Raw genomic sequence first — 14,293 nt, forward strand, 5'->3', positions numbered from 1 at the left:
TTCCATGTCAAAACGGATCTTCTGGCAGGATTTTTACACGCGAAGAGCGTGGCTGTCTTGGTGTGCCGCAGCGATGTCGGCATGTGGGTGTTCGTTTCGCCAACTCATGGGAAATGCTTATGCGCAGGATGATATTCGCCAGCGTGTACGGGCTCATCGGCCTGAGATGCGCTGGATTGAAAATGAATCGATCAAGCTGGGCGTTGATTTGAATCTGGGAGGTGCGATTACCTGGCTTTCGACCAGGCATCATCCGGAGAATATGGTCAATAACTGGGATTGGGGTCGGCAGATTCAGATGTCGTTCTATGCCGGTCCGGCGAAGTTTCGTGTGGATGGAAAGGAAGTAGCCCCTGCGTGGGCCGATTTTCCCTGGAACCCCGTCCAAGCAGGAGATCATTTCGGGAATGCCTCGAAAACGATTGCTTTTGAGCAGGACAAGCATTCATTGAAGGTCACTGCGATTCCGATGCAGTGGTCGCTCAATAACGCCCCTTGTGAATGTCAAATCGTCAGTATTATTCAATTGGATGGTCATCAGGTGCGGATTATCAACCAGTTGGAGAATCAACGCAGGGATGCGACGTTTTACCCGGCCAGAGATCAGGAACTTCCAGCGGTTTATTTGACGGGGAACTTCAACCGTTTAATCAGCTATCGCGGTCAGGCACCCTGGACGCATGAGGCGTGGGAAGAAATCGAGCATCATCCGCAGCCAGGAGAGTTTCCCTGGTTGAGATTATATGGCAGTGAAGGGTGGATTGCGCTGGTGGATCAAACCGGTTATGGTTGCGGTCTCTGGCAAGCCAATAATCCAACATTTCTTGGCGGGATTGCGGATCATCGCGGTGTAAAGGAACGTCGTGAATCGCCGCGATCGGGTGTCGGAACCCACGATTTCCCGACGGGTTATCTGGCGAGTGTTCGGCCAGAACATCTGGAGGCAGGGAAGAGTTACGTTTATGAGACCAGATTGGTGCTGGGTTCTATCGACGAAATTCGATCGACCATTTCGAAAATGGCCGACCAATCCGGGCTGCCCGATTGGAGCTTTGAGAAAGATCGCAATGGCTGGACATGGCAAGGCTCTCAGGGTGCCCTGCAGGCGTGCAAACCATTGCCTGAAGGCAAGGGGGGGTTGTCGGGTATTGTAACTTGTGGAGAAGTGAATCTCGTTTCGCCCCCCTGTGTCTGGCAGCTTGCAAAAAGCCGTCGACTGACGGCCAGTCTTCAACTGGATTCAACACAACCAGTGAGGCTGGATCTCTACTGGCAACATCCCGGTGATCGTGAATTCATGCCTGGTCAGATGGTTTCGACAATGTTCCGGAAGGTGAATCAGAGTCCGAATGAAACGGGAATACCTGGCTTCGAACAAATCGAGTGGGAACTTCCGGAAACGAATGGTATCGCCGAAAAAGCACTGGTCTCTCGCTTGAGAATCAGCTTCGCTCCGACAGATCGCTCGATGCATTTACCAGTGAAAATCCAAAGTATCAGAGCGATGACCGTTCAATAAGCGTGTGATTCTCTGAGCTTTTCATAAGGCTTAACGCAACTATGGGCCATGCATCGACCGCGATGATGAGATTTAATCCTCTTCTCGGCTAGGTTTCTGTCCCTTGTTGATTTCTCGATTTCCCAGTGTTTTGATACGCATCTGTTCTCGCTCTTTTCTCAGTTCTTGAGCGTTGAACCACCAACCAATCAAGACACAGGCCATGAGCGTGACGATCAGGACACTTCCGCCCACAATCGCGATGGCTTTCTTGGAGAATCGCCAACCAAAAACTTCTTCCCCGAGAAGCGCGTCAATTTCTGAATCGCTGAGCTGTCTGCTTTTGGCTGTTTTGGACTGCGCATTGCGGGAAGTACTTGCCTGACCACTTTTTTGGCGTCTGATTTTAGGGGCAGAAGAAAGTGGTGCCTGTGGCAGATCTTCCTCTTCCGGTTCAGCCTTGGGTGGTGGGGCAATCCATTTAAGCGAAGCAATATCGGGCCCGATGAGGAGCAGACTCAGGCATTTTGCACAACGAGCCTTTTTCCCCGCAAATTGAGGTTTGAGTGGCAGAACCTTGCCACACTCGGGGCAAGGGACACTGCCCGGGGTGCCGCGTGAAATCTTCGCCATACGCTGCGAAGCACTGTTCGCAGGCGAGGGAGTGATGGAACCACTTCGGGCAGCAGTGGCAGCTTCCCGCTCGGCGACCATCGACGCTGTCGGTAGCGTGACTGTTCCACTAGCGGCAAGACGCGAAGAGCTTCTTTGAGAGGCGGCTTCCAGCACCGCTTCAGCGAACTCGACACAGTTGGCGTAACGCCGGGCCTGATTTTTGGCCAGGCCTTTGATGACGGCCTCTGAAAGTCGGTCAGAGAGATTCGCCTGATACTTACTCAACGGGGGAATCTTCATCCCTGTCTGATTCACCATGGTGGCGGAGGCTGTGGGACCTTCCACGGGAACACAGCCCGCTAAACATTCGTAGACAGTCATGGCCAGAGAGTACTGGTCAACACGACCATCGATCGCGTGGCCCATAATCAACTCTGGAGCCACATAGTTCGGTGTCCCGACGAGAAATCCGGCTGCTGTCAGCGATGCATCTCGCTTGGCAGGTTCTTCCTGGGTGGCAGAAAGTGCTTTGGCGAGACCAAAATCACTGAGGTAGGCATTTCCAAACTGATCAAAGAGAATATTGGCCGGTTTGACATCGCGGTGAATGAAATGTTGCTGATGGATGAAATCGAGAGCGCGGGCGACGTTCATCAGCCAGTCTTGCAACGATGATGGAGGTTGTGCGACCTGCTGTGAGCCTTCGTAAATGCGATCTCGCAAACTGCCACCCGAAAGATACTGCATCACCACATAGGGCACACCTTCGTGATCACCCACATCGTGGATTGTGACGATATGCGGATGCTTGAGCTGTACCAGAGAGCGAATTTCCCGCTGGAATCGTTCCGCAAACTCCGGATCGCTCAACGTGGCGGCAGTCGGCACTTTAAGAACGACTTCGGTCTGCAAACGGGCATCAAAAGCCCGGTAGACCAGACCCATACTCCCTTCGCCCAGTTTGGAGCGAACTTCGTAGCGAGCCCCATCAATGACGACACCAGCTATGTCGGTCTTGACGGACATGGGAAGCAACTCGTAATGAGGTCTGGCGGGAGGAATCACTGGCAACAACACTTAGCCCGGGCAATCACTCAGGCCAACTGGCGTAAGTCCCACATACTCAAATCCTTGAGCACTGGTACAACTTAAAGATATCAGGCTTGGAATCGCAAGTTGCGAAAGCGTGAGTAATTCTTCATAAACCAGTTCCCTATATTCAGCGACGCCAAATCAGCTTTGGAAACGCCTCGAATCAGAGTGATTTCCAATGGCTGTGGTTAGCAGTTGTTCTGGCACAACCTGTTGTTGTTCAAGGCTTTCCGGGGATTTTCTCAATGGTTTAGCACGCGGCATTCAGAGATTTAAGAAGGCTTATGACTTGACCAATCGCCAGACATCGCGACAAAGTTCCTTATCGAGAATTTTTTTTCGAACTGGGAACAGCGGTTGATAAAGGAGAGTTCCGCCATGATTCGCCAAAACTTCCCGGCTCAGAGCATGACGAAATTGCGATCAGAGCAGGCTTTGACAGAGCGTTTTTTCACCGAACGATGGTTATGCCTCGTTTTGTCGTGCTTGTGCATTTCCTGCCTGACGGCCAGCTCTGCCTTGGCTCAGATCTCTCCTTCAGCGACAGAGGCCCAGTTAAAGATTTCGAATCGAAGTTGGGCTGATCTCATTGCCATGTTGCCGATGTATCGCGGCAAAGTTGTTGTCATCGACCTGTGGTCAACATCGTGTGATCCCTGCCTGAAGGAGTATCCTGGGATTCTGGCTCTGCAGAAAAAGTATCCCCAGGAAATCGTCTGTGTTTCGATGAATTGCGATTACATCGGTGTCAAAACTAAACCCGTCGAATATTACAGACCGCGAGTTGTTGAGTTTCTTCAGTCTCAAAATTCGAACATTGTCCATCTGATGTGCAATGAGCCTGCCGACGAGCTCTTCGAAAAACTCAAGCTCGACTCGATACCTGCTGTCTACGTTTTTGATCAGCAGGGCCAGCAGGTCAAAAGGTTCGATGGTCAATACACCCGCGAAGGCAGTAATGCCTCTGCGACTCAATCACCAGGAAAACCAGCCGCAGATTCTGAGGAAGACGAAGAGGAGTCCAAGTTCTCCTATATAGAAGATGTCGCCCCTTTCGTGGAAAAGTTGCTGAAAAAATGATGTGCCAGGCTATGGCAACAAACATTGAGCCTGCGGCTTTACCCGACACAGCCAGTGTCTTCCCTTCAAAGCCGACCAACTTCTTGCGACCGGTCAAAACTATGCTTAGCGAACATCATGCCCAGTGAGAAAACGCTCAATCTTCCCAACAGCATTACGGTGCTGCGATTTTTCCTGGGGATTATTGTCTTCGCGATGATTGATCGAGGAGGCTGGTGGATCGCCACGGCTGTGCTCTTTGTGATTGCCGTGGCGACCGATGTGCTGGATGGCTACATCGCCCGCAAATACAACATTGTGACAACCTTTGGACGGATTGTTGACCCCTTCGTCGATAAGTTCATTACGACAGGAGTGTTTCTGTTTCTGCTCCCCATCAGCCAGCAATCCGGTGTCACAGCCTGGATGGTGATTGCTGTTCTGGCCAGAGAAATGCTCGTGACCAGTCTCCGGGGATTTCTCGAACAGAAAGGGCATGATTTCTCTGCCAGCGGCTGGGGCAAACTCAAAATGTTTCTGCAATGTGCCGGTGCCACAGCGGCTTTACTACTGATGGACGAAAGGCTCCGTGCCGTTCCGGGCCTGTTGCTCACCAGGGATCTCCTCCTCTGGTTGATGACCATCGTCACCGTTTACACAGGCTGGATCTACATTGTTCGAGCAGCGTCAATCCTGCGGAAAGAATCGCAATCCGAATAGATCATCTCACTCCTCAAAAAATGCTCGTGAGTAATTGATCGCTGCTGATTCTCAGACGTGGCGAGTTCAGTTAAACTTCGAGCCAACCCGACTCGGGAAATCAGCCTGGTAAGTCTTGAATTTATCGTCTGTCAGGATCAATCGTCATGGTCGACATTTTGGCTGCCGTAACGCAGCCTGTTTCACAAGAACGAATGGTCTGGCTGAAGGGGGTTCGCAGCGTCGTCGTCAAGGTTGGTACAAATGTTCTATCAGACGCCAATGACCAGCTTGATGACCAGCGGATTGCACATCTGGCAAGCCAACTCCATGGGATTGTCGCATCCGGGCGAAAAGTTGTGCTGGTTTCGAGTGGTGCCATTGGGGCGGGGATGAGTCTTTTGGGGCTCAAGACTCGACCCAAAGACTTGCCTCACTTACAGGCGGCGGCGGCCACTGGCCAGGCACATCTGATTGAGACGTATGATCGGCATTTTCGCCGATTTGGTTTTCATGCCGCTCAATTGCTGCTCACAGCCAATGATTTCAAGAACCGGTCGAGATATCTGAATGTCCGCAACACACTGCTGACACTTGGTGAATACAACACCATTCCGATTGTGAATGAGAATGACACCGTCAGCACTCAGGAAATCAAACTGGGGGATAACGATCGCCTGGCGGCGATGGTTGCGAATCTGATCCCTGCTGATCTGCTGATTGTCCTTTCGGTTGTCGATGGTTTGCTTACGGGTGATCCATCCTCCCCGGAAAGTCGGCGGATACCGATTGTCGAGCGATTTGACGAAGATCTACTTTCGCTCGTCGGCGCCAGCAAAAGCAGTCGTGGGACAGGGGGTATGCGCAGCAAACTGGAATCTGTGAGAACAGCAACGGCTGTGGGGACACATGTGGTCATTGCTCATGGCAAGTGTGATGGAGTGATCGAATCGATCCTTGAAGGAAAAGATGTCGGAACTTTCTTTGCAGCCGAGCAACAGGCGATTCCTGCCTGGAAGCGATGGATTGGTTTCACCTTGCCACCGAAAGGACGCCTGCAACTGGATGCCGGTGCTCGGAACGCTGTCGAGCATCTCGGTCGATCACTTCTGGCAATTGGAGTGGTGGGTGTCGAAGGAGACTTTGAAAAAGGGGAAGTCGTCTCGCTGGTCGATTCTGAGGGCGAAGAGTTTGCCCGTGGGCTCGTCAATTACGATGCCGTTTCAGCCAGAGCTGTGGCTGGCAAGAAACGCGAGGAGATGGCGAAGATTCTGGGGGAGATTCCTTACGACGAAGTGATTCACCGAGATAATCTGGTGGTCACTTCGATCCCGACAGGACAGGCATAATCGGTCGGGACCATGCACAAATTGCCAGTGATGCTCGAATTTACGCAGGTCAAGGCAGAATGATTTGCCTTTCCTCGCCTGTGAACTACGGTTCCAGCAACCGGTTTTCTCCAAATATCTGTTCAACTCTTAGGTTGGCAAGGCGATCATGGAAACCTTCTGGGAGTACATCTATTTCTATCAGGCCTATTCCCAAGACAGGTGGCGACACCTGCAGCCCTGGGAATATGGCGTGATCCTCTCAGCCGTCGGTGCGATTGGCTGGTGGCTGATGAGATTCAAAAAACGCTAAAAACTCCAAGCATTGGCTATTTGCCTTGCTTGGCGGCATGGACAGCACGAAGTTCCTGCCGTTGCCCCCAGACATAGAAGAAATATCCGAGGACGACTCCCACTGCAGTGGCGGAGAGCACCGACGCAGCACTCTGCGGGAAGGTGGAGTTTTCAGTCGCTGCCTGTGTGGTGAAGACCAGTCCCACCAGGCTGATGGCCAGCCCCAGCGCATCACTCAAGATCTCGGTGAAGCTGATGTGCAGTTTCATCAGGACGACCAGTTTGCCAATTACCAGTTGCAGGGCAAAGCTCACCACACCGGTTGTCATGAGTGCAAAGGCCACCCAGTAGAGCCACGGATGACCGATCAGTTCTGCCAGTTTGTAGATGGGATCAAGAATTCCTGCGGAGAGCTTCTGAGCTTCCGGGCTCGCATCGAGAGTGCGACCGATTTCTTCAATCTTGGCCTCGCCTTGTTTGATGATTGAATCGGTCCCGTCGCCCGGTGGTTTGGATGTGGACTCTGCAGATGTGGTGTCGGCAGGCTTCTCCTGCGTGGTCTCGCCGGCAGTTTCCGTAGCGGCTTCTTGAGCAAATGCAGCCCCGCTTGAAGGAAGAGTTGTTAAGTCGTTGATGGGGGCAAAGCCTGCACAAATCATGCAACTCAACGAAACGAAAAGCATGCGAGCAAATCTGGGCATGGTCTAAGCCTTGTCGGGAAGTGTGGTCTCAAGAGTTTCAATGATCGCTTCGCAGAATAGCACGTGTTGAAGCTCAGTGGCCATGTACGAAACTTGTCATACATTGGATTCATCGAACTTTCAGATTTTTTGAATCATGGGGGATCATACCCTCCCGGATTCCAGGGATGACATCTGGTAATTCGATAAAGTCCTTTGAATGTGCCCCAGATGGGCCCGTACTTCTTCACTGCCAGGATGAAATACTGACTGCAGGAGGGATGAAACCGGCAGACGGGGCCCAGGAGCGGGCTGATGGTCCACTGGTAGACCTTTACCGCCGCAATCAGTACGAATGACAAAATCCAGCTGATAGCAGACAGGAGAAAGACACCGATCAAAGAGCATCGGGTGAATATCAAGTTCTGCCCGACAGACTGCTGAGGGGTGCTTTCGAGCGAGTCAACGGGTGGAGTATTCCTTTCAGATTTGTCGTTGTCTTCACTCATTCCGAAGATCCCTGGGGCGTCTGGGAATTTTCTGACACACCCGGACTTGCCTCTGCGTCGGTGGTTTCTGGTGCTGAGGCAAGTGTGTTCGATGTCTGTGGGATTCTCCGATCCAGTTTTCGACTGAGTTTCACGAGAGATTGCTTGACCTGATCGAGCGTCAAAGGTGTCGTGGCGATGGGCACCACAATCAGATCCAGCCCTGGAGGACGCTCATGTTGAGTCAACCGGAAGGCTTCGCGAATCAATCGCTTCTCGCGATTGCGCACCACGGCATTTCCTCGCCGCTTCGAAACGGAAAGACCCAGGCGGGTGATTGACAGATCTTCGTTTTGAGTTTCTGTAGTCCGTTGATTGGGAACATGGGCTGATCGTCGTCTGGCAAAGACCAGCAACACCCCATCGGCCACTTTCTGTTTGTGGCGATAGACCAGCTCGAACTCGGCAGGTCGCCTTAGATGCTGGGCTTTGACAAATCGGTACATAAGCTAACCATGTTCGGGAAATCTTCAGACAGTCCATCAAGCCGACGCTGTTTTGCAGAATGGAATTGGTGTTTCTTCTGACAAGTAACCACACGAGAACTGGCGGGAATTCAGATCGTGGTCGGCAGGCTCTCGACGTCTCTGGAACTGTGGAGTATTGTCTTAGGCCATCAGCACATCATATCTCATTCTTTGCGCAGGTTCGCTGTCGAGTTTACAATCGATCGCAAACCAGGAAAGTCGTGGATTCACATGATTTGTATTTCTGTTACTCCCGAATCGCGGCAACTGGCGAAAGTCGACATCCTGAATGCCGCTCGGCAATCCGATCTTGTCGAATTGTGTCTGGATCGACTGCTCAAGGAACCTGATGTCAAAGACCTGATTGAGTCGTCCAAAAAACCAATTCTGGTCTCGTGTCGCAGTGCCGAAAATGGGGGAAGCTGGAAGGGAACTGAAGACGAGCGCATTCAGCTTTTGCGACAGGCGATTCTGGCCGGGCCGGCTTATGTCGAATTGGATGAAGAGATAGCGAAAAAGATCCCTCGATTTGGCAAAGTCCAGCGAGTCATCAGTTATACCAGTATGAATCGACCGCTCCACGATCTGGAAGAAGCATTTGAAAATGCCGGGATCTTGCAGGCGGATGTCATCAAGTTTACCTGGCCTACTGACTTGCTGGAAGCGGCGTGGCCACTGCTCTCGGTTGTCAGTCAGAAACGGGCCATTCCCGTGGTGGGATTAGGGCTGGGAAAGTCGGGGCTTACCTTCTCATTGCTGGGTCGGAAATATGGCTCCCCGTGGATTTATGCCGCCCTCGAAAAGGGGATGGAAGCCTTCGTGGGCCAACCCACAGTCAGTGAGTTGGATGATGTTTACCGCTGGCGACAGATTGGCCCGAAAACACGATTTATTGCCGTTGTCGGATTCGGGCTGGGCGAGACGATGCTCTGCAAAATTCTCAATGCGGGCTTTGATAACCTCGATTTGAATACTCGCTGCCTTCCCATCGAATTCCGATCCGTCGATTCCATTCCCAAAATGCTCGACATCCTCAAAATCCCCGGAGTCATTGCCACAAACTACGCCAGTCGCCGCGTCTTTCCGATCGCATCAGCACAGGACGAGGTCTCAGCGATTTCCAAAGCGGGGGATCTGTACATCAAGCGCCCCGACGGATGGGCCAGTCACAACCTTATTTGGAAGACGGCACTCAGGCTGCTGGAAGAAACGTTAGGGCGAACTGGCCCTGATGATCGACCGCTGGATCGCAAAAATGTCATGGTTGTCGGGAAGGGGGGGCTGGCAGCTTCGCTGGCTGTCGGGATCAAGAAACGTAATGGTCTGGTGAGCATCTGCTCGGCAGATGATGATGAAGGTCAGCAGATTGCCACCATGGCCGATGCCCGTTTTGTCCCTCTGGGCAAATTGTACGATACGCTGGTCGATGTCCTCGTCGTGGCGTCAGAGAATCTGGATCATGGCTCGCGAAAAACGAGTATCAGCCCCACGATCATTCGTCCCGGCATGACGATTCTCGATTTGAGCAGCATGCCCGCAGATTCACCATTGATTGATGAAGCCCGAGTGCGAGGGGCGAAAATCGTCGAGCCTGCCGAAGTCTTTGCCGATTACGCAACGAACCTCTTTCGTTCCATCACCGGTCAGGAACTTCCTCCCGAAGCTTTCGCTCAAGGATTAGCGGAATAGCTGGGCGAGGCCATTACAAAAGCCGTGCTCAATTCGTAAAGATCCAGTTTCTGCTGGCAGGAGCCTTTTGAACCACTCGCCTCTGACTGGGTTCGACGGAATAGCCAGCTTTCTGGACTCCCGATGGTGCCAGCGTAGCCGTTGGCCCTAAGGGATCGAAGGGTTGTTCACCTCGCGGCCTCTCGCCAGGCAAAGAGTTCATCGTGGGTGGTGCGGAGTGATCGAGAAGATCAGGTTGAGTCGGATTCGATAAGCCTTGCGGAGATGAGCTTGGTGGTCGCGTGCCACTCTCGGGAACTCCCCCCCAACCCGGAGGAGCAGGAAGTTCCTGCGGTGTGCGTAACTGTTGCTGAGAAGGCCCGGACGATCCAGAGGGCATGGGTGGCATGCCTCGGTTTTCTGGGATTCCACCTGGCGTCGGAATAGGCGTTGTCCCGGAGTTTTGTGGAAACGGTTCTCCCGCTGGCCCGATCAGCATGTTTTCTGGAGGGCAGTTTGCTGTCCCATTCCAGGCCTGTGGCAGACGTCCCCCCGGGTTGTAAGCCCATTGTGTCATGGCCACACGATTGGGCCTTAAGGGAAGATGATCCCGCTCCTCACACCAGAAAGAGACCTGGCGGTAAGTGTTCCAATCGAAGGAGACCGAATGGATCGAGGTGTTGTGTTTCACCATCTGACAACCTGTCATCGAGATCCCACAAAAGGCGCAAAGAAGGCCTGTTTGCAAGACTTTTCGAAGAACAGAATTGTCATTGCTGCCTGACACAGAAAGTCATTCCCACTCAAGTAGCCCTCAAATCAATCACCGTCTCCCAGTTGTCTGTCGGAACATGAAAGACAATTTCTTCCCTAGAACTCGATTGATCAGAAGAATCGCTAGAATCGGAATTGTTGAACGCATACAGGACGTTGAAACGTGATGGCCTGATCGTTGAGGTGGTTGGGCACAAGCTGGATGAAAATCGATCAAGGTGTGTGTCATGCTGACATCTCACAGATAACCAGCGCCATCATAATGAGTTTCATCAGCAGGTGTTGCAGCTTGAGACCTGACATTTCTTGAATATTTCTCGTTTTGTAAGATTAATGACCGTATGTGGTTACGAACATTTTTTGTAGCTTAGGCCAACGCAGGACATTTAGTGGCACCGTTTTCTCTGTGCATGTACGAAGTGGCAGGCTTTGCTGGTCTGTAGGCCGCTCAAGTTTGTCTTCAATGAATCATCTGGCCAGTCAGGTCTTGCAGCGTTTTCAGGAGGGAATGATGTTCAACAAGAAGTTTCCATGGGGTTTGATCTCCTGGGCTGCCATCAGTTGCGCCGCCGGTGAATTCACGATGAGCCAGGTGGCCTTGGCTGATAAGCCTGAAAAGGGCGAGGTGAAAAAAGGTGAACCCAAATCGGGAGCACCTGCCGGTCGGCAGGATCGTCCACCAGCTCCCAGGTCAAAGGTGGAAGCCCCGTCAGCACGAAGTCCACAGGCGGCTCCACGGAGCCAACCGGCGCCTCGAATCGAGCGACGAACGGAAGCACCAAGACAAGCACCGCTTGCTCCCACAGCACCGGCACAGAAGTCTCCTGCTCCTGCGCAGCCAACACCCCGAGTGGAATCCAGACCTCCTGCACGAATTGCCAATCCCCTGCCGAATGGCCCTTCGGCAGTACCAGGTGGTAATCGCGAAACTAATCAGGGCAATCCAGGTGCTGATCGTCCCCGAAGCAACGAACGTCCCAGAGTCGATTCGCCTGTGAATCGTGTTCCACAAATTGCTCCCACACTTCCTGGTGCCGGCACAACTGCTCCAGTCCCGACTCCGCGAAATGAACGAGGGGCCAATCTTCCTGATCGCAGAGTTCCAGGAACAGTCCCTCCGTCGAACTCTCAACCTCCCACTTTAACTCAGACACCCAGGCCATCGGCTCCACAAATTCCGCCTCGCATCGCGAATCCTCTCGGTGGTAATCCTGCCGGAATAGAAGGTGGAGGCGATCGTCGTGTTCGTGAGCGTGGGCAGACTCCGGATATGAATGGTCAACCTGCCACACAAGGGACAGGGCGGAACGCTCCGGGCAATCGACCTCCCAACGGCGATGGGCCTCGCAATAACCGCCCAGAGATTGCTCCTGAACGTAATACCAACCCTTCCAATCAGGTCACACCAAACCCGGCTGTACCGAATCCTGTAACACCCAATCTGGGTGGCGGCCGAGGCTCACGCACTGGCAACCTGCCTGGCAATGGGGGAACCAATCCGGGTTCATCGCCTGTTCGCCCTCAACCTGGGCTGGATCGCAGGCCCAATGCACCGAAAACTTCCGACGCTCCTGGCAGTGCCGAAGAGCCCGGAATCCCCGGGAATGTCGATAAACCCGAAGCTGGTAATCCGTCGGGCCGGGGCCTTCAACCTATGCCAGGTCGCGAAGATCGACCGGAGCGTCAGTCTGGAAAAGACAATGGACCTGATAGAAAAGCTGATATCGAAAACCGGGATCGTACTCGCGGAGAACGGTCTGAGGGTGCACTTCCAGGACTGCCGATTCCCGGTGGAACTTCTCCCAGCCGCGAAAATAATCCAGATCGTCCCGGACGTATGGATCGAAATGAATCCCGGCAAGACCGTGAGAATGACAACGACGAGCGAGGAGATCGCCAGCCTGGGCCGAGAGTGAATCCGGACCGTGACCGGACTCCGAACGGCGAAGGCCGTACCAATCGAGATAATCGACCTGTGTTCGGTGTCGCACCAGTCAAGCCAGTCAAGGCACGCACCCAAGACATCGAGCGACAGATTCAGGATCTCAATCGAAATGTGCAACGACTCGCTTCGGATCAGCGGGATGTTTCCCGTGCTCTTGATCGAGGGAACGTCATCCCTGTGCGAATTGGTGCAGATGGTCGGCTCGGACGTGACAATGACAATTGGGATTTGAGCCGTATTCAAAGCCGCGAACAGCTTCGAGAATTGAACAATTCACGCGATCTCGCCCGCTTCTTTGGTCGGAACGATGATCGCGAGTTGCAAACGCTGAGAATTGACCGGGTCAGTGGTCGATTCCAGGATCGACTCGTGGATAACCGCTGGGACAATTCATTTCGCAATTACAGCTTCTACAACCGCTTTAATGTCGGTCGGCAGTTTGAGCTGTACCGCAGAGGGGATGTCGCCAGACAACTCCAGTTCAATAACCTTCTCGTAGAACGTGGTGGTTGGAGAAATCGTTACTACGGCCCGATTGCTCCTGCCTATTCGCGTGTGAGTTTCAGTGGTTGGTATGCCGGGCCAAGGTATTACCCGCGATACACCTGGTTTCCCTTCTGGAGTCCGTGGGTTCGCTGGTCGTGGTGGAATACTGTCCCTGTCGTCTACGACCCCCGACCGGTGTATGTACGGCCGATCTACTGTGAACCAGCACCTGTCTGGACCACGGTCTGGCAGTACCCCCAATATCAAACGCTACCTATGGTCGCATCAGGGACCTGGTTGGACGTAGAACCTGTCACAGTTGTCGATAACAGTGTGGATATCCAACTGTTGGCTGTCCGATTCGTGGATTCTGGTCATACAGAACAGCAGTTGGGGCCCAGGTATCGTGTCTGGCTGCGGAACAATGCGACCTCCTCGATCTCGCAACCCTTCAATGTGGTGCTGATGGCAGCGAATGATCTCTCTCCAAACGCCGCATTACCTCAGTCTGGTGTGACGATCGGCACGATGGAAGCTGGTCAGATCACCTCCGTCGATATCCGTCTGCCGATTGAGGCCAATCAGTTGTTTGTGAATGCCGAAGGACGCAAGGAACCTTTCCAGAAACTGCATCTGATTGCAGATACAGAACGCGTGCTTAATGACAGTAATCTGGAGAACAATGTGGCGGTGGTTGACCGCGGAGAGATTTTATCGGTCGATCCGGCAGCATTCTCACTCGATACCACAGCGACCAGCCCGGGAACCATGGTCTCGCTGGCAGGTGAAGGATTAGGCCCAGAACCCGGACGAGTCGTGATCACGATCAATAATCAGGAAATTGATCCCGAAATCTACGGCTGGTACGATCTTGGGGTTCAATTCAAGATCCCCGAGAACATCCCAGTTAACGGCGTCATTGATGCTCAGGTGCTGATTATCCGTGGTGATGGTGCCGTCACGAATCCGCTCGATCTGCAGATTGTGCCCGCACAGAACCTGGGGCCAGCTATTGGCTGGAATGATCAGCCTGGAATTTAACCCTGTCTCAGAATTGAGCTCACGTTCTTCATGCCATCCTCCCGAGAGACAGCTCGCCTCTCGGGAGGATTTTTATTTAGGCGAGCTTCAATCAGCGGC

General features: G+C 53.0%; 12 protein-coding genes. 7 read left to right on the forward strand and 5 right to left on the reverse strand.

Going from position 1 to position 14,293, the window contains the following annotated elements:
* Positions 1-4: 4 nt before the first annotated feature.
* Positions 5-1,519 (forward strand): hypothetical protein, encoded by a 1,515-nt coding sequence (locus tag PLIM_RS07965; protein WP_013109798.1) that lies wholly within the window; start codon positions 5-7, stop codon positions 1,517-1,519.
* 72 nt (positions 1,520-1,591) lie between these two features.
* On the opposite strand, the gene PLIM_RS07970 is transcribed toward PLIM_RS07965, so the two are convergent.
* The gene (locus tag PLIM_RS07970) at positions 1,592-3,178 is read right to left on the reverse strand and encodes a serine/threonine protein kinase (protein ID WP_230849446.1); all 1,587 of its coding nucleotides are present in this window, start codon (positions 3,176-3,178) and stop codon (positions 1,592-1,594) included.
* A 405-nt stretch (positions 3,179-3,583) separates the two neighbouring features.
* On the opposite strand from PLIM_RS07970, the gene PLIM_RS22665 reads away from it, so the two are divergent.
* The 4 genes from PLIM_RS22665 (at position 3,584) to PLIM_RS24370 (ending at position 6,604) form a co-directional block, all read left to right on the forward strand.
* Positions 3,584-4,285: a TlpA family protein disulfide reductase gene (locus tag PLIM_RS22665; RefSeq protein WP_013109800.1), complete on the forward strand. Its 702-nt coding sequence runs from the start codon at positions 3,584-3,586 to the stop codon at positions 4,283-4,285.
* Positions 4,286-4,402: 117 nt separating this feature from the next.
* Complete coding sequence (gene pgsA / locus PLIM_RS07980; protein ID WP_013109801.1) at positions 4,403-4,984, forward strand: CDP-diacylglycerol--glycerol-3-phosphate 3-phosphatidyltransferase; 582 nt, start codon at positions 4,403-4,405, stop codon at positions 4,982-4,984.
* Between the two features lie 146 nt (positions 4,985-5,130).
* The gene (gene proB, locus PLIM_RS07985) at positions 5,131-6,312 is read left to right on the forward strand and encodes a glutamate 5-kinase (RefSeq protein WP_013109802.1); all 1,182 of its coding nucleotides are present in this window, start codon (positions 5,131-5,133) and stop codon (positions 6,310-6,312) included.
* A gap of 148 nt (positions 6,313-6,460) precedes the next feature.
* Positions 6,461-6,604, forward strand: a complete 144-nt coding sequence (locus tag PLIM_RS24370; protein WP_013109803.1) for a hypothetical protein — start codon at positions 6,461-6,463, stop codon at positions 6,602-6,604.
* 16 nt (positions 6,605-6,620) lie between these two features.
* Here PLIM_RS24370 and PLIM_RS07990 read toward each other — a convergent pair whose 3' ends face one another.
* The 3 genes from PLIM_RS07990 to rnpA form a co-directional block, all read right to left on the reverse strand.
* Positions 6,621-7,286, reverse strand: a complete 666-nt coding sequence (locus PLIM_RS07990; protein WP_013109804.1) for a hypothetical protein — start codon at positions 7,284-7,286, stop codon at positions 6,621-6,623.
* A gap of 134 nt (positions 7,287-7,420) precedes the next feature.
* Positions 7,421-7,774, reverse strand: a complete 354-nt coding sequence (yidD, locus tag PLIM_RS07995) for a membrane protein insertion efficiency factor YidD (RefSeq protein WP_013109805.1) — start codon at positions 7,772-7,774, stop codon at positions 7,421-7,423.
* Positions 7,771-8,259 carry a ribonuclease P protein component gene (gene rnpA, locus PLIM_RS08000; RefSeq protein ID WP_013109806.1) on the reverse strand — a complete coding sequence of 163 codons (489 nt, stop codon included), beginning with the start codon at positions 8,257-8,259 and terminating at the stop codon, positions 7,771-7,773. Before rnpA ends, yidD begins: the two co-directional genes overlap by 4 nt.
* Positions 8,260-8,511: 252 nt before the next feature.
* Here rnpA and PLIM_RS08005 point away from each other — a divergent pair, with 252 nt between their 5' ends.
* Entirely contained in the window at positions 8,512-9,969 is a 1,458-nt protein-coding gene (locus tag PLIM_RS08005; protein WP_013109807.1) for a type I 3-dehydroquinate dehydratase, read from the forward strand.
* Between the two features lie 28 nt (positions 9,970-9,997).
* Here PLIM_RS08005 and PLIM_RS08010 read toward each other — a convergent pair whose 3' ends face one another.
* Positions 9,998-10,642 (reverse strand): hypothetical protein, encoded by a 645-nt coding sequence (locus PLIM_RS08010; RefSeq protein ID WP_148227031.1) that lies wholly within the window; start codon positions 10,640-10,642, stop codon positions 9,998-10,000.
* A gap of 543 nt (positions 10,643-11,185) precedes the next feature.
* On the opposite strand from PLIM_RS08010, the gene PLIM_RS08015 reads away from it, so the two are divergent.
* Complete coding sequence (locus tag PLIM_RS08015; RefSeq protein ID WP_041401381.1) at positions 11,186-14,194, forward strand: hypothetical protein; 3,009 nt, start codon at positions 11,186-11,188, stop codon at positions 14,192-14,194.
* Positions 14,195-14,293 lie beyond the last annotated feature (99 nt).

Source organism: Planctopirus limnophila DSM 3776 (assembly GCF_000092105.1).
Classification (GTDB): domain Bacteria; phylum Planctomycetota; class Planctomycetia; order Planctomycetales; family Planctomycetaceae; genus Planctopirus; species Planctopirus limnophila.